We start from the raw sequence: 16682 nt of genomic DNA on the forward strand, positions 1-16682 counted from the left end.
GTAGGTCTAGGGGGTTCATCTTGTTGCTCACCGTTAAATCATGCCGCCATTGATGGAGATAATCTGCCCGGTGATATAGGCCGCCTGGGTCGAGGCGAGAAACCCGATCAGGTCGGCAACTTCACCGGGGGTACCGGCGCGTTTCATCGGCACCATGCGCGCGATATCCTGGGCGTCGAACGCCGATTCGCTCATCGGGGTATCGATAATGCCGGGCGCCACCGCGTTGACGGTGATGCCCCGGCTGGCGACTTCCTGCGCCAGCGACTTGGTGGCTGAATTGAGCGCGCCCTTGGCAGCGGAATAATTGACCTGTCCGCGATTGCCGGTCAGCGCGGCGATGGAAGACATATTGATGATGCGCCCCCAGCGGCTGCGGATCATCGGCATTATCAGCGGCTGGGTGACGTTGAAAAAGCCGTTAACAGTTACGTCTATCACCCGATGCCACTGCTCGGCGCGCATGCCGGGAAACACGGCGTCGTCATGGATGCCGGCATTGTTGACCAAAATCTGGATCGGCTGGTGCTCGACGAGGGGGGTCAGCGCAGCGGCTACCGCTGTGCTGTCGGTCACATCAAATGCCAGCGCCTGCGCACTGCCACCGCTTGCACAAATGGCTTCGGCCAGCGTCTGTGCGGCTTGCAGTCTGCGATTGGCATGAATGTAGACATGGCAGCCATCGGCAGCAAGACGGCGGCAGATGGCCGCGCCAATGCTGCCGCTCCCGCCGGTCACCAGGGCATTTTTCATGGCGCCTCTCCTGACGGACAAGGCGAGAAGCGCCGCTCCAAATTATGAAAAGTACTTCTCGCCATGTCCGTTCCCTCTCTCCTACCTCTCCCCCAGAGGGGGAGAGTGATGTTGTATCGCTTCGCGATATTCAAGTTAAATGGAGTGTGAGTGAGTCAGCATTGAGCACGACAGCGGCGCGCCCATCCAGCAGCAGGCGACCCGCCGCGCTGACGCTGAACTGATAAAGAATATTGTTTTCGCTGCGCGTGATGCAGGTGGCTTCCACCAGCAGATCGGCGGCGATGTCGTCCAGTCGTGGCACATGCAACCGTGTGTCGCGCACGCTGACCAGATAACCGACCCGTGCGCTGGTACTGTCTGACGGTGCCAGCAAGGCACCGTGCACGGCCATGGCCTGTGCCGCGTATTCGATACCGCAGGCGGCACCCAGTCGGCCATAAGCGCGCAACGGGTTGTCGGCGGCGCGGTGGCTGCTCGCGCGACACTGGATGCGCTGCTGATCCCACGCCTCAACATAATCAAGCAGGCACATGCCGCCCTGATGCGGGATGTGCCGGGCAATCCAGGCGTGATCTAGTTTGATTTGATCTAGCACAGCGTAATTGCCACGGCGAGACGCGTGCTATCGAGGTAATCCAGCACCAGGTGTTTGTCTTGCCGCCGTGCGATACCGCGCAACAGTGGCAACCCACGCGCGGCGGGAATCGCCAGACGCATGCTTTCGAGTGCGACGTCGTCGAGCTGGTCTGCGCTGGCGTCAGTCAGGTTGACGGTGATTTGCGCCAGCGCCTGTGCGCTGCGTTGCGGTGCCAGTACCAGTGCGATGCCAAACGCATCAGGGATGGGGCGGGCGCTGTAGAGCGGTTCCGGGTAAGCGGTGTCGCACGCCAGCAAAACGGCGCGTGTGTTATCTACCACCACCTGGGTTAGCGCTTCCAGCAGACCCGCGCCGAAGCTGGCGTCAAAGGCGCTCAACACCGATGATGTTGTCATCGCGCCGGTGGCGATGCTCCAGTACCCGGCGGCAGCGTTATGCGCAGAATTATGAAAGCGGGTCGGGGAGATTTGCCGGTCATCCGAGGCGAGCATTTCACAGATGGCGTGACAGTTTTCCCCATCGCCGCCAGATGAAGCAAACACGCTGGGCAAGCTGGCGGCGTCGAGTCCGGCTGCTGCGATGGCTTCCAGCCCGGTCGCCAGGGTGAGTTTGACAACCGCGCCACTACGCCGGCGTTCTGCCGCTGGCAACAACGCGGGTGACGGCAGTACGGTCTTGTGTGGCTGATAGGGCTGCCGCCCGCTAAGGACAGCCTGACTGGTCGGCCAGTCGGTCAAACCGGGGCCGAGCAAGCCGATGCCTTCAATGTATGCGGTGAGCGTGTGCATGGATCTAATCCGCGCGAGCAAAAACCAGGCTGCAATTGGTGCCGCCGAATCCAAACGAATTGCTGAGCACGCGCGCCACCGGCTGTTCGCGATTATCCAGTACATAATCGAGATCCAGCGTCGGGTCGAGTCGCTGGGTGTTCAGCCCGGCGGGCAACAAGCCGTGTTGCAGCGCCAGCGCGCAAATCACCGCCTCCACGCCACCGGCAGCGCCCAGGGCGTGGCCAGTCGCGCCTTTGGTGGAGCTGCACGGCGTATCCGAGCCGAATATATATTGAACTGCCTTGCCCTCTGCGGCATCGTTGCTTTGGGTAGCGGTGCCGTGCAGGTTGATATAGTCGATTTCAGATGACTGCAATCCAGCCATTTTCAGCGCATCCTGCATCGCCATGCGCGCACCCAGACCATCCGGATGCGGCGATGACATGTGATAGGCATCGCTGGATTCGCCTATCCCGAGCAGCAGCACCGCATCGGCATCCAGGTGTTCCGGGGTGCGTTCCAGCAGCGCGAAGGCAGCCGCTTCACCAATCGAGATGCCGTTGCGATGTTCATCAAATGGGCGACATGCCTGTTCAGAAATCAGGCCGAGCGAGCTGAAGCCATACAGCGTCGTCAGACACAGCGAATCCACGCCGCCCACCACGGCCGCGTCTATCAGTCCCGCCGCCATCATGCGTCGCGCTGAACCAAATACCTTGGCGCTGGACGAGCACGCCGATGACACCACGACCGCCGGACCTGTCAGACCAAAATAATGGCGCGTGAAATCCGCGACGGAGAAAGTACTGTGGGTGGTGCGGTAAATAAAATCGGCGGGTAATGCGCCAGTCACCGGGTCGCGTCGCCGGTAGGCCAGCTCGGTATTCAGGATGCCTGAAGTGCTGGTGCCGAGGAAAACACCAATGCGCTGCGCACCGTATTTTGCGATGGCAGCGCGCACCGCCTCAGCGAAGCCATCCTGAGTCAATCCCAGCAACGCGAGCCGGTTGTTGCGGCAATCAAAGTCGGCCAGGTGCGCGGGCAACTGCACCGCATCTACCCCTGCCACCTCGCCAATGAAAGTCGCCAGATCCACCGTATCAAACGCGCACGGCGCCAGCCCGGTGCGACGCTGGCGCAGCGCGGTCACGGTCTGGTCGAGGCCGCAACCGATGCTGCTGGTCGCAGTGAAATGGGAGAGCCGGAGCGGATTCAAAGAAAAGTTAGCCAGTCGTAAGTAAAGGAGGATTTTAGCAAATTCCAGTGGTTGGCTTGGATCAAATAGATGGGTGGTGGATTTTACCGGTTACACCCGCGTCCACGCGATGTCGCAATGACAGATAGGCAGCCAGCACTCCGAGCACTAGTCCGGCCAACACATCCACTGCCACATGCTGGCGTGTGGCCAGGGTGGAATATACGATGCCGATGCACCACGCCCCATTGAAGATGAGTATCCACAGCGGCGCGCCAAAGCGGCGCAGCAAGTGATGCAACCAGATACCCGAAAACACGGCTGCGGTGACGTGAAGCGAAGGGCAGGCATTGCCCGAGGCATCCAGGCTTTTAAGGAAATCCACGCCGGGATACTGAGCCCAGTCGATATTGGCGGCGGGTACCGCTGTGGGCCAGAAGTAGAAGACGATCAGTCCGGCGAGGCATGTCACAGCCATGACCATGCCATAGCCATACAGCTCGCGTCGTGTCGACAGCAATGTCGGGGGCAGGGAAACATAGACCCACAATGATATATACATGGGCAAGGCCAGAGGCTGAAAGCCGATCAGGTGATCCAGCAATGTGATGGGCATTACCGTTGTCGGGTAGGACGGGACTTTGAGCAAATAGAAGTAAGCACCGAAAAACAGGCTGATGAAAAGCGTCGTTCCGATACTCTTGAGATACACATGTCTGGATATTGCCGCTGCAGCTTGACGGTACCAGGGTGTCTGCTGACTATATTCGTTCAAGGCTTGTTCACCATGGGATGCTGCAATAGTGACACGAATCATGACTTGACTTGACGCAAGGTGACAAAACGCAGATTAGCGGCGCTAGCGGCGGTCAGAACAGCAGGGAGCACTTCAAGAATAACAGGAATGCCGTCGCGCGTGCGTGCCGCGTTGCCATCGTGCAACAGCAAAATAGCACCCGCTCGCAGGCCTCGCAACAGCCTGTTAGTAACGCGTTCAACATCGCCGATCCGGGTGTCGAAGCCGCGTGCTGACCAGCTGGCAAGCCGCAGCTCCAGTCGAGCCAGCACCGGGTCGAGAAAAGGGTTACGCAAGCCGGCTGGCGCGCGAAAAAACAAGGGACGCTGGCCGGTAATCGCAGTGAGCGTGTCCTGGGCGTTCTGAAGCTCACGCGTGAAGCCGGAACGTCCCATCAGCGCAAAATAATGGCGGTGATGTTGACTGTGGTTTTCGACGGCATGGCCGCGCCGCACGATTTCGCGGCACAAGTCCGGGTAGCGCGCGGCTTTTTCCCCGACGCAGAAGAAGGTGGCCTCGGTCGCGTAACGATCCAGCATGTCCAGTACCTGCGGGGTGACGATGGGATCGGGGCCGTCGTCAATGGTCAGAGCGATTTCATTTCTGGCTGCAGCGGCAGCGGGCAGCTCTGTCCAGTTCGGCCCCAGCCAGTGGCTGCGCGGCCACAGCCCGACCAGCATGAGCAGGAGGTGATTGGCAAGCACGGCGCCCAGCGCCCAGCGCCACTGCCCAGGTTCGGCGATAACGGCAATCAAGGCCAGCAGATGCAGCGCGATGGAAGTGCGGACCAACAGCGTGGGTTGCCAGCGTGAATTACGCATAATGAGGCGCTCCAATGGCGGTCTTGCTGGATGAGCAGCGTAAAAGCGGACATCGGCGTCGCCGACTGTCCAAAAAACCGAAACCGCTGCATTCTACAACAGGAAACGGCGACGCTCGACGCCGGGTGACAAGTCACCGATCCGGTTTCTGGATGACTGGTTCATCGCTAAACAAGATGGAAAACTGGTAGCATGAAACACACTCATTGGAAGACGAAAATCAGAGGAAACCTCGAATTCCATGCAATCTCATGCTCACGGTGGTCCGGCCCTGCTTGAAGTGAACCGCAGGTTCTACGATCCTCTGTGGACGAGCGCGCGCCTCGTCGAGCCGCAGCGCTTCAACACGTGGCCGCTCGTGTGCTCCCTGGTCTCGCGCTCGCAGCCGCGGCTTGAAGTCGCACCGGGCTTGCGACCGCGGTTTCCACTCGAGGAGACGCATTTCGTGGACTTCAGCCCGTCCGCGGTGGCGAAACTGCGCGCCCGCGGAGCAAACGCCGTTGTCGCGCTGGTATCCGCACTGCCATTCCCGGATCGTGCATTCGGGCTCGTCTGCGCCTTCGACATCGTCGAGCATGTCGACGACGACGATGCAATCCTGTCCGAGCTGTCCCGCGTGGCCGCCCCCCATGCGTCGTTGTTGCTCTCTGTGCCGTTGCATCCCGGACACTGGACGACGTTTGACGACTTCGTCGGGCACCGTTGCCGCTATGAGCCGCAGCGGCTGCTCGCCAAGCTCGCCGAGCACGGATTTGCCGTGGAGCAGAGCGCCGTATTCGGAATGCAACCTAAATCGTCGCGGCTGGTCGATGTCGGGATGTGGTATCTCACCCATCACCGCGAGCAGGCGATGTGGTGGTACAACCGAGTCTTCATGCCGCTGGGCGTGCGCTTTCAGAAAAAACTCGCGCTCATTCCCGGGCTGATAGATACTGAGCACGTCGATGAGATACTGCTCGTGTGTCGCAAGCATGACGCGGTCAAGTTTTCGTAGAGCGATGTTAATTCGCTCAGGCCAGGCGGTCTTCATGCGCGAATTGCGCTTTGGGTCGCCGAGCAAAAATCGCGGAGTAAATCAGCGCCAGGATGACACCCGGCGCCACGGTGACGCCCAAGGCCTGCAATACTGACACGTTGGAAAACGCAAGCAGGCCAAAACCGGCGACGGTCGTGAGGTTGGCAAACAACATCGAGGTCAGGGTGCGGGGCGAAATGCTGTGGTCAATCGGTTCGGGCGCAGCCATCGTCCCCTCTCCCGGCGGGAGAGGCTGATCAGCGCGATCGAAAAACAGGGCGTAATTGGAACCCACCGCGACCACCAGCAGCAAGCCCACCAGATGCAGAATAATCAGTTGCTGGCCAAACACAGCCAATCCTGCCGTAACGGTGATAACCGCGGCCGCCAGCGGCGCGATGATTCGTGCCATGCGCATGGGCGAGCGGAAAACCACCAACAGCAATCCGGTAATGGCAACCAGCCCGCCTAGCGACAGCAGGATGGCTTCATGCAAGTAGCCGGAATACAGGCGATCGAACTCGGCTTTCATATCCACCAGCAGAACATTGGGCAAACCCGTGGCGTTCAACGCAGCGCGTATTCGGCTTGCGTTGATGGCGACATCCTTAGGTGCGGTAAGCGGCAACAGGGCCCGCCAGTGGTGGTCTTGCTGGATGAGCAGCGCATCAACCGCCATGGCCATTGAGGTCTGTTCAAGATCAGCCGCTTGCAGCAAGGGCTGGCGGCGAGCGGTTGCGATATCGGCAAGAAACGGCGTAAACAGTTGCGCACGCACCGGTAACCCCTGAACAGCTTGCGCCAGCCGCGTTTCCAACACGGCGCGGGAGGGCAAGCTGGCCTGGCGGGCGTGCTGCGTCGCTGTGCTGGGAAGATAACGGCTGGGACTTTCAAATCCGGCGAGTTCGCCTTGATCGACTTGCGTTTGCAGTACTGTGGAAACCTGTTCGGAAGAACGTAATACGTTTTCCCGGCTCGCGCCGGATATCACCACCAGATAACGCACATCAGACACACCCATGTCGGCGCGCAGGCTGGCATCCAACGCCACGTCGGCCTGCGATACCGGACTCAATGAGGATATCTTGTCATTCCACAAACTGGCGCGGTGCTGGACGAGGACGGCGCAGGCCGCCAGCAGCAGTAACGCGGCCGCCCATCGCAGCGTCGCAGCGTGCTGTGCCAGACGGGACAGGACGCGGCTGATAGCCGATACATCATGAATGCGAAAGTTTGTCGGCAGCAGATTAGGCAAGACGAAGCGGGTCACCGTGGCGGCGGCTGCCAGACCGGCGATCGAATACAGGCCGAGTTGCGCCAGCCCCGGAAAGCCGGACAGTAGCAGCGCAGCAAAGCCGAATATCGAGGTCAACACACCGAGACGGATGGTGGGCCAGAAGCGCTTGATCCAGTTCTGCTGGTCTGAACCGCCCTGTTCTGATTGCACAAACAGATAGATTGAATAATCCACCGCCTCGCCGATCAGCGCGGTGCCAAATCCCAGGGTGATGCCGTGGACCGCCCCAAAGCCCAGACTGACTGCCGCGATGCCTGCCAGCGCGCCGCTGATAACGGGTAAAAAACCCAATGCCAGTGCCGTGAAGGAACGATAAACCAGCAATAACAGTGTAGCGATGAGCACGACGCTGATGATGAACAGGCGGCTGACCTGACTTTTTATAGTGTCGCGTGAATTAACCGAAAACACACCGGGACCGGTCATCACCAGTCTGGCGGATGGGGTTGCGCTGGGTGCCGTGTCAAACGCTTGGCGGATGGCGGCCATGGCGCGTTGCTGGGCGTCGGTATCGACACCCGAAGCACGCGATTGCATCAGCATCAAGGCACGCGCGCCGTCGCGTGATGCCCATGCGCCATCAATCATCTGCGGATGGACGCCACTGTTGAGCTGGTCGAGTAATTGCACCATTTCACCGGTCGGGTCGTGTGGTAGCAGCGACTTGACCAGCAGCCCGGCAGGCGAGGCGAGCAAGTCGATGCTGTCGCTCAAGGCGGCATGCAGGCCGTCTGCGCTGAAGCGTGCAGGCGTCACCGCAGGGCTTAGCAGGTAGCGATGGTTGAACAGAAAAGCACGGTCGCGCTCGACGCTGACGGGCTCGCCATTATTGACGCTGACAAAAGCCGCATCAGCGCGCAGGCGCTGGGCGATTTGTTTGGAAAGCCTGGCGCGGGTGGACGCATCGGTGCCTTCAATGCCCACCAGAATCAGGCGCGAGGCCAGGCCGTCACGTATCTGCTCCAGCAGCAGCTGCTGCTCGGGCGTGGGGCTGCGTGGTAAAAAAGCCGATAAATCAGTGGTGAACTGGCTGCGGCTGATGATGATGCCGCAGACGAGGATAAACACCAGCCACAGGGCTATTATTGCCCGGCCGCGCCGCGCCGGGGCTGGCCTCACGGTGTGGCCAACTTTTCGATGAGCATAAGCGAGCTGTCACCATCGGCTTGGGTGATTTCGACGCTGCGCACCGCGTCGCGCATCCCCGCAATACGGATGCGCTTTACCACCGCCTGCATTTTTTCATCCACCGGCAGTAGTTGCAGGGTCCAGTGCTCGACTGTGCCATCCAGACTCAGCCGGTAATTGCGTTCCAGCGCCTTGCGGTCACCCGCCAGGGTGCCGCGAATGCTGTCGATGAAAGCCGCCAGCTCCGGGTAATCCTGCAATGGCAGGCGATGTTGTTGGCGACCACGCTCGATTACCAGGGTGTCGTGATCCAAGATCATGGATTCGGGTTTGGGTTTGAGAGTGCGCTTTTCCAGATGGTCAGGTGCGGTGTAGAACAACTCCCCGGAAGATTCCACCGGTTTGTCGAGCATGGCGATGGATTTTTTCTCGACAAAGCTGGCATGGTCGGTATGGGCCTGCGCCAGGCCACGCATGAGCTGGTCAATATCCCACTCGGCGGTGTGACTGATGACAGGTACCAGCATCAGCGTCAGCGCAACGAGCAGGTGCCGCATGACGCGCAGCGAAAAGGCCGGAGAGGACAATAGTGTCATCATGATTTGGGAGGCGTTATAGCGGGTGTGGACTGCCAGAAATCGAAAAAATTAAACCAGTTGTATGGCGCCTTACGGCAGTATTGATCCAGCAGCGCGGCATAACGGGTGATGGCCACTTCCAGAGCGGCATCGCGTTGACCGGGTGCAACGGTAGAAAAATCCGCCAGAGGATCGAAATGGATGGCGTAGCGGTTGCCGCCCAGATACAGCCCGGTCATGAATACCACGGGACGCCGCAGCAATGCGGCCATGCGGAACGGCCCGCTGGGCAAGTTCGCGGTTGCGCCGAGGATTTGCGCAGGGCACAGGGTGTCGTTGCCCGGGCTGCGATCGGCCAGCATACCGATGACGCCGCCTTCATCCAGGCGCTCTCGCACCTTGAGCATGGAATCAACGTGCCCCAGGCCAATGATATCCTGCACGGCTTCCGGATTAATGGCAGCCAGCATGGCGTTGATTTTTTGTGCGTTATCCTGGTGCATGACCATGGCGATGCGCAAATCCGTGTCTCTCCGGCCAAGCGCGCGGATCACTTCAAAGCTGCCCAGGTGCGCGCCCATCAGGAACAAGCCTTTGCCGTCGGCAAGCAGGTTGTGCAATATGTCCTCGCCGTGCACTTCAATATCAAACAAATCGAAGCGGCGGTTGACCAGATAGATACGGTCATGAACGGTGGCGGCAAAGGTGAAAAAATGCCGGTACAGATCGCGCCAGTGGGGAGGACGACCCAACGCCCGCCTGAGATAATTGCTTGAAGCACGACGACTGGCCGGTGCAAACAACAGAAAATAACTGGCGGTCAGGTGCAGCACGACGCGCCCTGCGCGCCGCCCCAGACGCAGTGATATCCATGTCATGACGCGCAACATGAGCATGTTGCTGCGCTCGGGGGTATGCGCCCAGGCGGCTTCGCCGGTTCCCGGGCGCGATGTCATACAGGCGATCCCGGCACGATACTGCCGCTGGCAATTTTGCGCATACCCGCCACGATGTCGAATCGAATTGTGCCGCTGGTCGAGAGGATATGCTGGATTACCAGTTCGTCGCCCGGATTTGCCGGGCTCAGAAACTTGATCGAGCTGATTTCGCAGATATCCAGCGAGATTCCAGTGGCAGCGGCTATGGCGTGTAGCACGGTGTCCAGCAGCGTCACACCGGGGAGAATGGGGTTTCCGGGAAAATGTCCGGCAAAAGCGGGATGATCCAGCGGAACAATCCAGCGCGTGGCGTTATTCATGCGTATTTCCGTGGGCTGTGTGTCTGAAACAGCGCTTGCAGCGCGGCGCGCGGCAGTTTCCCGGTGCCGTTGCGTGGCAGCGCCTCCACAAACAGCAGCGGGCGCGGCAGGAAAACCGGGTCAATACGTTCGCGTAGCGCCGCCAGCAGATGTGGCGCATCCATACCCGGAGCCACCACGCACGCCGCAAGCCGGGTGACATGACCAGGACTGGGTTCATCGGGCATATAAAAAGCGCCGTCAACCACGCCAGGAATGGAATTAAGCAGGTAATTGAGGCTTGCCAGCGAATGCCGTTTGCCCGCGATATTGACCAGATCGGCCGTGCGCCCGCGCAGTAAAAAATGCTCGTCGGTAATCGGTTCAATCATGTCGCTCATGGCGATAGGTGTCTCGAGGTGGCCGCCGCAAGCGCGCACGCAGTCACCCTCCACGACCAATCTTATCCCGGGAAGCAGCTGCCATTCCGCGGTTTGGCTGGTGCGGCGGGTGGCAATCATTCCGGTTTCGGTGCTGCCATAGATTTCCATTAGCGGAGCATTGCAGCGTGTCTCAATGTCCTGCGCGAGTTGGTCAGACAACGGCGCCGTGGCGCATAACACCTGTGCGATCTCCGGCAGCGCCAGCCCCGCATCCAGCAAGGCGCGTAGATGCACGGGCGAGGACACCAACACGCGTGGTGTGGGCACAGCCGCCAGTGCCTGGCAAATATCGGCCGGGTAAAACGGTTGCGCATGGCTGAGGGCATTGCCGCTGCGCCATGCCATCAGTACCGTGGCTTCAAACCCGTACATGTGTTGCGGCGGTACGGTGCCAATCAGGGTGCAGGGCGTATTGCGCAATAGCCCCAGGCGCGCTGCTTCGGCCTGTACACTGCTGAACATTGCACCCCAGGTTTTGGGATGCGGCTGCGGGGTACCGGTCGAGCCTGAAGTAAATAGCACCGCGATGCGCTGCTTGCTGTCTATTTGTGGAATGGCCAATGCGTCCGCTTGGCTAACGCCCATGACCGGATATCGCAGTTGGGGCAGATCCACTGTGCATCGGTCGCTATCAGTCAAACAAAACACATCCGGCGCAAAAACCTTTATTTGGCGCACCACTTCCGGTGTGTCGGCAGGCGGCAGCAGGCTGACTTTGCCGGCCACCATGGCGGCTGCCAGACCCACGCTGAAACGGTAACGATCTCTGCACAAGTTGAGCAGGTGACCCTCTGCGGGAAACAGGGCGGCAAGCTGCCTGACCTCGGCCAGGAATTGGCGCAGCGTGACGGCGCCATCGGCGCGCCAGGCGATGATGCTGTCCGGGGAGACGTGTGATACGAGTGGTAGTGAAGACATGATTAAGGCTGTAAGGACTAGCCTGGAAGCGCCGAGGTGTTCCTGAATGCCAGCACCGCATCGAGGATGCGGGTAGGCGGCATATTGGGTAATACCCATCTGCGCACCCAATATTCGGCAATGGCCACCAACTCGCCCAAGTTGCCGCTGTGCGCGGATTTATTAATGTAATGCGCCAGTAGCGGATAACCGATCACCAGCGCCGCAATGCCCCGCAAGCGCACGACGCGGCGTGCCATTAGCGGGTTCTCTGTGCTGCGATATAGTCGGAGAGGCTGCGCAGCGAGCTGAAAATGTGCCGGTTGCCTGCGCTGTCGGAACGCAGTTGCAGACCATAACGCTTGGAGACCACCAGCGCGACTTCCAGCACATCAATCGAGTCCAGGCCCAAGCCATCGCCATACAACGGGGCGTCAGGGGCGATTTGATCTGCCGTGACCTCGAGGTTGAGACATTCGACCATCAATTCAGCAACTTCATGTTGCAAATCTGCAGTACTAGAGACATCAGGTTTCTGGATATTTTGCATGATGTATATAGAAGTGTATTGAGCCAGAACCAGTAAAGCGACAAACAATCCATTAAAGGCGCATTTTACCTGCTGGAATTGGATTGCTTCAATAAATTAGATTATTTAAATAATGTTGAGCATCATAAATGGAACCGATTATTGGCATCCCTTCGATGGGGGTCAGTTCACACGGGAGCTGTCGCCGACCCAGGAATATCGTCTGCCAATAGTTCATCGCACCCTCCCAAAACGGGCTACTTTAACCTTTTTAAAGCAGTAAGCAGAAACGCTTTGTATTACTGAAGGATACCGCGGGCTGGTACTTAAATTCTCGATGAATCCTACGTGTGTCATTGCATGAAAAATGAGGGAAGACCCAAGGAAAGTCAACGGCCCGCGATTGCGCAAGCGTGTTCGAGAAGATGGCAGCACAGGTCAGACCGCTCACGTCTTCGCTGTCTGACCGTGCATTGTGACGATGCCCCGTTCACCGTCACGCAAAACTTGGAAACGATGCTCGCGATGAGGAAATACAGATACTTTCTCCGGTCGCCGGTGCCGTGAATGATGCAATCGAGCGGCAAAGGAGCGGGCTTTAGATGGGGCAGCTAAGGCTCATAATCCTCCCGTGGCAGCGCTGCAAGAAGATGGTTTTGCCTGGGCGCAAGCTGTGCGGATACGGCGCGCTTGCTGTCCCTGGACTCGAAACACGTCTCAGGATACGGCTGAAATGAATGTCGTCTTGACATTGGGGTGCCCTAATATTAATGGAACGGCCAATCTGCCGTCTTATTTCGTCGCATATATTGATTTGGATCAAACTTTTGTGTTCGCCAGCGCACAGAGTGTTTCCGGTCACCTCACTTATTATCTAAGGTCATTCGGAGCAGGTCATGACGAGCCGGCGGGTGCCGGGTGTTGTCGTGGCAAAGCGCGAGCGAAAAACAAGGAGGAACACCATGAAACGCAGCACGAAGGACCAGGCAGCAGGCAAGTTTCACGAAGCAAAGGGTAAGGTCAAGGAGACCGCCGGGAAACTTATCGACGACCCAGAGTTGGAAGCCGAAGGCAAAGGCGAAAAGATCGCCGGCAAGGTTCAAAAAAAGATCGGCCAAGTCGAGAAGGTCGTAGGGAAGTAGACGCGAGTGGTGAGAGCCACGGGCTTGGCTTGAACCCGTGGCTGTGATTGCATTAGATAACGAAACCATATCGCGGAAAACATGGGGGCCAACAATGAAATGGAGAAAAGCAATGAAATCCAGATATTCTGCAACTTTACTGGCGGCGGCTGTGGCTGCGATGCTCGTGACCAGCATGCCGGTGCTGGCGTCCAAGTTAGATGACCGCATCGAATCATCCGCCAAGAAGTCGTATGTGTTCAAGACCTACCTCAAGAGTGATGACATTAAAGTCGAATCAAAGAATGGCGTCGTCACCTTGACGGGGACGGTTGCAGAAGAATCACACAAATCATTGGCCCAAGAGACGGTGGCAAGCCTGCCCGGCGTCAAAAGCGTGGACAATGAGCTGGAAATCAAAGGAGAACACCCTGCCGAGAACTCCGATGCGTGGCTCGTTACGAAAGTGAAAACCACGCTCTTGTTCCATAGTAACGTGAGCGCCATGACTGAGGTGTCCGCCAATAACGGCATCGTAACCCTGCGCGGCGACGCCGCCAGCCAGGCGGAAAAGGACCTGACGACCGAATACGCCAAGGATGTCGAGGGGGTTAAGGACGTCAACAATGCGATGACCGTGTCCGGTGCGCCAAAAAAGAAAGCAACGATGGGCGAAAAGATCGATGACGCTTCCATCACTGCCCAGGTCAAGATGACGTTGCTGAGCCATCGCTCAACCAGCACCGTTCACACCAAGGCCGAGACTAAAAAAGGCGTGGTCACCTTAAGTGGCAAGGCCGAGAACGCCGCCGAAATCGACTTGGTTACCAAACTTGTCAGTGACGTAAAAGGCGTGAAGCGCGTAAACAACAAGATGACCGTCGGGAAGTCCAATTAGACTGCCGGATTGCCGGGTGCCGGCGCATGTCTGCACCAGCACTCGGCAATCCCGGCCAATCCGAAAGGAGGATCCAATGTTGTGGACGATCGTTGTAGTACTGCTAGTTCTGTGGGCGCTGGGGCTGGTGACCAGTTATACGATGGGAGGGTTAATCCATGTACTGCTGGTGATTGCCATCATCGTTATTCTGGTCAATGTTATCCAGGGGCGGAGATCGTAAAATTCAACCACTGCGTCAGTTTCCTAAAGGTAAATCACTGCTGCACGGAGGTGCGATATGCTCGGAACAATTCTGATTATCGTCGTGGTTCTGATACTGGTGGGGGCACTGCCCACGTGGCCTCATAGTCGACAGTGGGGCTACTACCCGAGCGGCGGGATTGGCCTGATCCTGCTGATTCTAATCATCCTGTTGCTTCTGGGTAAGCTCTAGTACATGTCTGATGATCTCATTGAGAAACAGATGTTATGAAAAGAGGTGTCCCTGGATAATTGTCATTCCCTGTTCTTGACGATGCGTTTCATTAGCCGGTTTCGACAACCAGCGTAGCTGTGTTGAACGCTGGGGCGCAGAGAGGAGTGGCGCAGGGATGCGCCGTTTACGGAACTAAGGACGCACGGAGACCCCGAAGGAGCGAAAGCCAAGTTACGCCCCATTTTGTGAAGCGCCTGCCATCCATGGCGTGACGTTTCTGTCTTCGATATGCCCCAGCCCACGTGCGCTATAAGTTTTCGGGATATCAGGCAGGAGGCAATGGAAACATGGCGATTGAATAATATTCAGCCATTCGTCAGCGCGCGTTATGCGTTGGTAAGCCGGGGCACGTTGAAGTCCCGCGCGGAATTTCGGACACTACGGAATTGTCGTACAAGGACTCGGGGTTGGCAGGATGCGAATTATTCATACCGCCGATTGGCATCTCGGTCGGATTTTTTACGGCGTCCACCTGACGCAGGACCAGGCCTACGTGCTGGACCAGTTCATTAACCTGGTCCGTGAGGCAAAACCTGACGCCGTCGTCATCGCAGGAGACGTGTACGACCGGGCTGTCCCGCCACCCGAGGCGGTGAGCTTGCTTGATGAGACCCTCTCGCGACTCGTCATCGACCTCAAGACGCGGGTAATACTGATCGCCGGCAACCACGACAGCCCGGAGCGTCTGGGCTTCGGCACGCGGCTGCTCTCCCAGAGCGGTCTGCACGTGGCGGGGCGCGTCGGACTCGACCCGATGTGGACATCGCTCACGGACGCTCACGGCACCGTGAGCTTCTGCACGATTCCTTATGCCGAGCCCGCCCTGGTGCGCGAACGCCTCGGCAATCCGGACCTTTCCGATCACGCCGCCGCGATGCGCGCCCTCATCGCGAAGGCACGCGAGACCCGTCCGCGTGGTACGCGCTCGGTGCTCGTGGCCCATGCATTGGTTGTCGGGGGCGAGGAGTCCGAATCCGAACGCCCTCTGTCGGTGGGCGGTACCGGCGCCGTCGAACCGTCGGTGTTCGACGGTTTTTCTTTCGTCGCACTCGGCCATTTGCATCGCCCGCAGCGGGCCGGCAACGACCGGATCCACTACTCGGGATCGCTGCTTCAGTACTCCTTCTCCGAGGCCGCCCATTCAAAGTCGGTCAACCTGGTGGAACTCGATGCCGCGGGTCGATTCCGCCTCGAGCGGATCCCGCTCACACCGCGCCGCGCGGTGCGTTGCGTAACCGGGACACTGGACACGCTGCTGAGTGCGCCGGTCGGTAACGAAGCCGACGATTACCTGTCGGTGACGCTCCTCGACAAGGGCCCGGTATTCGATCCCATCGGCCGGTTGCGGTCCAAGTATCCCAACGTGCTGGAGCTCAAGCGGGCGGAGCGGCTCGGCCGGAGTGATCCGGCGGCATCCCGCGTGGACTATCGCACCCTGAGCGATCGCGAGATTTTTACTTCCTTCTTTCAGACGGTGAAAGGGGAAGCCGCGTCCGAGGACGAGATCAACGCCTATCTCGGTGTCGTCGAACGGCTGCACGCCTCGGAGCGGGAGTCCCAGCCGTGAAGCCCCAGCGCCTCGTGATGCAGGCTTTCGGGCCGTATGCTGCAAGGCAGGAGATCGATTTCCGCCAGCTCGGCGGACGCTCGCTTTTCCTGATCCACGGCCAGACCGGCTCGGGCAAGACCTCGATCCTGGATGCCATCTGCTTCGCGCTTTATGGGGAGTCTTCCGGAGCGGCCCGCGAGCCCCGCACCCTGCGCAGCGATCACGCGCCACCCGACCTGCCGACGGAAGTCAGCTTCGATTTTTCCGTGGGCGCCGAACGCTACCGCATCAAACGGATGCCGGAGCAGGAGCGCCCCAAGAAAAAAGGCACGGGCGTGACGCGCGAGCCGCCCGAGGCGACGCTTTGGCGCCGCAGCGATATGACCGATGATGCGGACGATGGGACCGTGATCGCGACCCAATGGATGCACGTCACCGAGAAGGTCGAGCAACTGCTCGGTTTCCGCTGCGATCAGTTCCGCCAGGTCGTGATGTTGCCGCAGTATCAGTTCCAGCGGTTCCTGATGGCGAATTCGACGGAACGCCAGAAGATTCTCGAAGTGCTGTTCTCAACCG

At 58.9% G+C, this 16682-nt stretch carries 18 protein-coding genes and 1 pseudogene; 7 read left to right on the forward strand and 12 right to left on the reverse strand.

Annotated elements, in window-relative coordinates; all coding sequences use genetic code 11:
- Positions 1-33: 33 nt before the first annotated feature.
- From fabG to WB402_RS14000, 6 genes are all read right to left on the reverse strand, one after another.
- Positions 34-753 carry a 3-oxoacyl-ACP reductase FabG gene (gene fabG, locus WB402_RS13975; protein WP_424208885.1) on the reverse strand — a complete coding sequence of 240 codons (720 nt, stop codon included), beginning with the start codon at positions 751-753 and terminating at the stop codon, positions 34-36.
- A 130-nt stretch (positions 754-883) separates the two neighbouring features.
- Positions 884-1351: a 3-hydroxylacyl-ACP dehydratase gene (locus WB402_RS13980; protein ID WP_424208887.1), complete on the reverse strand. Its 468-nt coding sequence runs from the start codon at positions 1349-1351 to the stop codon at positions 884-886.
- A complete protein-coding gene (locus WB402_RS13985; RefSeq protein WP_424208889.1) occupies positions 1345-2142 on the reverse strand; it encodes a beta-ketoacyl synthase chain length factor in 798 nt (265 codons plus the stop codon). Before WB402_RS13985 ends, WB402_RS13980 begins: the two co-directional genes overlap by 7 nt.
- A gap of 4 nt (positions 2143-2146) precedes the next feature.
- Positions 2147-3340 (reverse strand): beta-ketoacyl-[acyl-carrier-protein] synthase family protein, encoded by a 1194-nt coding sequence (locus WB402_RS13990; RefSeq protein ID WP_424208891.1) that lies wholly within the window; start codon positions 3338-3340, stop codon positions 2147-2149.
- A 61-nt stretch (positions 3341-3401) separates the two neighbouring features.
- The gene (locus WB402_RS13995) at positions 3402-4094 is read right to left on the reverse strand and encodes a phosphatase PAP2 family protein (RefSeq protein WP_424208893.1); all 693 of its coding nucleotides are present in this window, start codon (positions 4092-4094) and stop codon (positions 3402-3404) included.
- A 38-nt stretch (positions 4095-4132) separates the two neighbouring features.
- Entirely contained in the window at positions 4133-4936 is an 804-nt protein-coding gene (locus WB402_RS14000) for a polysaccharide deacetylase family protein (RefSeq protein ID WP_424208895.1), read from the reverse strand.
- Positions 4937-5177: 241 nt separating this feature from the next.
- On the opposite strand from WB402_RS14000, the gene WB402_RS14005 reads away from it, so the two are divergent.
- A complete protein-coding gene (locus tag WB402_RS14005) occupies positions 5178-5930 on the forward strand; it encodes a class I SAM-dependent methyltransferase (RefSeq protein ID WP_424208897.1) in 753 nt (250 codons plus the stop codon).
- 16 nt (positions 5931-5946) lie between these two features.
- Here WB402_RS14005 and WB402_RS14010 read toward each other — a convergent pair whose 3' ends face one another.
- The 6 genes and pseudogenes from WB402_RS14010 to WB402_RS14035 form a co-directional block, all read right to left on the reverse strand.
- Positions 5947-8325: an MMPL family transporter gene (locus WB402_RS14010; RefSeq protein ID WP_424208917.1), complete on the reverse strand. Its 2379-nt coding sequence runs from the start codon at positions 8323-8325 to the stop codon at positions 5947-5949.
- Positions 8326-8363: 38 nt separating this feature from the next.
- A complete protein-coding gene (locus WB402_RS14015; protein WP_424208919.1) occupies positions 8364-8972 on the reverse strand; it encodes a LolA-related protein in 609 nt (202 codons plus the stop codon).
- Positions 8972-9910, reverse strand: coding sequence for an acyl-CoA synthetase (locus tag WB402_RS14020; RefSeq protein ID WP_424208899.1), 939 nt, complete (start codon positions 9908-9910; stop codon positions 8972-8974). Before WB402_RS14020 ends, WB402_RS14015 begins: the two co-directional genes overlap by 1 nt.
- Positions 9907-11552: pseudogene (locus tag WB402_RS14025) on the reverse strand (AMP-binding protein). The gene WB402_RS14020 and the pseudogene WB402_RS14025 overlap by 4 nt, the downstream one beginning before the upstream one ends.
- A 17-nt stretch (positions 11553-11569) precedes the next feature.
- Positions 11570-11791 (reverse strand): hypothetical protein, encoded by a 222-nt coding sequence (locus tag WB402_RS14030; protein WP_424208901.1) that lies wholly within the window; start codon positions 11789-11791, stop codon positions 11570-11572.
- Positions 11791-12081, reverse strand: a complete 291-nt coding sequence (locus WB402_RS14035; RefSeq protein WP_424208903.1) for a phosphopantetheine-binding protein — start codon at positions 12079-12081, stop codon at positions 11791-11793. Before WB402_RS14035 ends, WB402_RS14030 begins: the two co-directional genes overlap by 1 nt.
- 941 nt (positions 12082-13022) lie before the next feature.
- Here WB402_RS14035 and WB402_RS14040 point away from each other — a divergent pair.
- The 6 genes from WB402_RS14040 to WB402_RS14065 form a co-directional block, all read left to right on the forward strand.
- Positions 13023-13202, forward strand: a complete 180-nt coding sequence (locus WB402_RS14040; protein ID WP_424208905.1) for a CsbD family protein — start codon at positions 13023-13025, stop codon at positions 13200-13202.
- A gap of 112 nt (positions 13203-13314) precedes the next feature.
- On the forward strand, positions 13315-14079 hold the full coding sequence (locus WB402_RS14045) for a BON domain-containing protein (RefSeq protein WP_424208907.1): 765 nt from the start codon (positions 13315-13317) through the stop codon (positions 14077-14079).
- A 76-nt stretch (positions 14080-14155) separates the two neighbouring features.
- Positions 14156-14302, forward strand: coding sequence for a lmo0937 family membrane protein (locus tag WB402_RS14050; RefSeq protein WP_424208909.1), 147 nt, complete (start codon positions 14156-14158; stop codon positions 14300-14302).
- Positions 14303-14359: 57 nt separating this feature from the next.
- The gene (locus tag WB402_RS14055) at positions 14360-14515 is read left to right on the forward strand and encodes a DUF3309 family protein (protein ID WP_424208911.1); all 156 of its coding nucleotides are present in this window, start codon (positions 14360-14362) and stop codon (positions 14513-14515) included.
- Positions 14516-14972: 457 nt separating this feature from the next.
- Entirely contained in the window at positions 14973-16124 is a 1152-nt protein-coding gene (locus WB402_RS14060) for an exonuclease SbcCD subunit D (protein ID WP_424208913.1), read from the forward strand.
- A partial coding sequence (locus WB402_RS14065; RefSeq protein ID WP_424208915.1) for an AAA family ATPase occupies positions 16121-16682 on the forward strand: 562 nt, incomplete at its 3' end. The genes WB402_RS14060 and WB402_RS14065, both read left to right, overlap by 4 nt.

Source organism: Sulfuricaulis sp., from assembly GCF_049587675.1.
In the GTDB taxonomy this organism is placed as follows: domain Bacteria; phylum Pseudomonadota; class Gammaproteobacteria; order Acidiferrobacterales; family Sulfurifustaceae; genus Sulfuricaulis.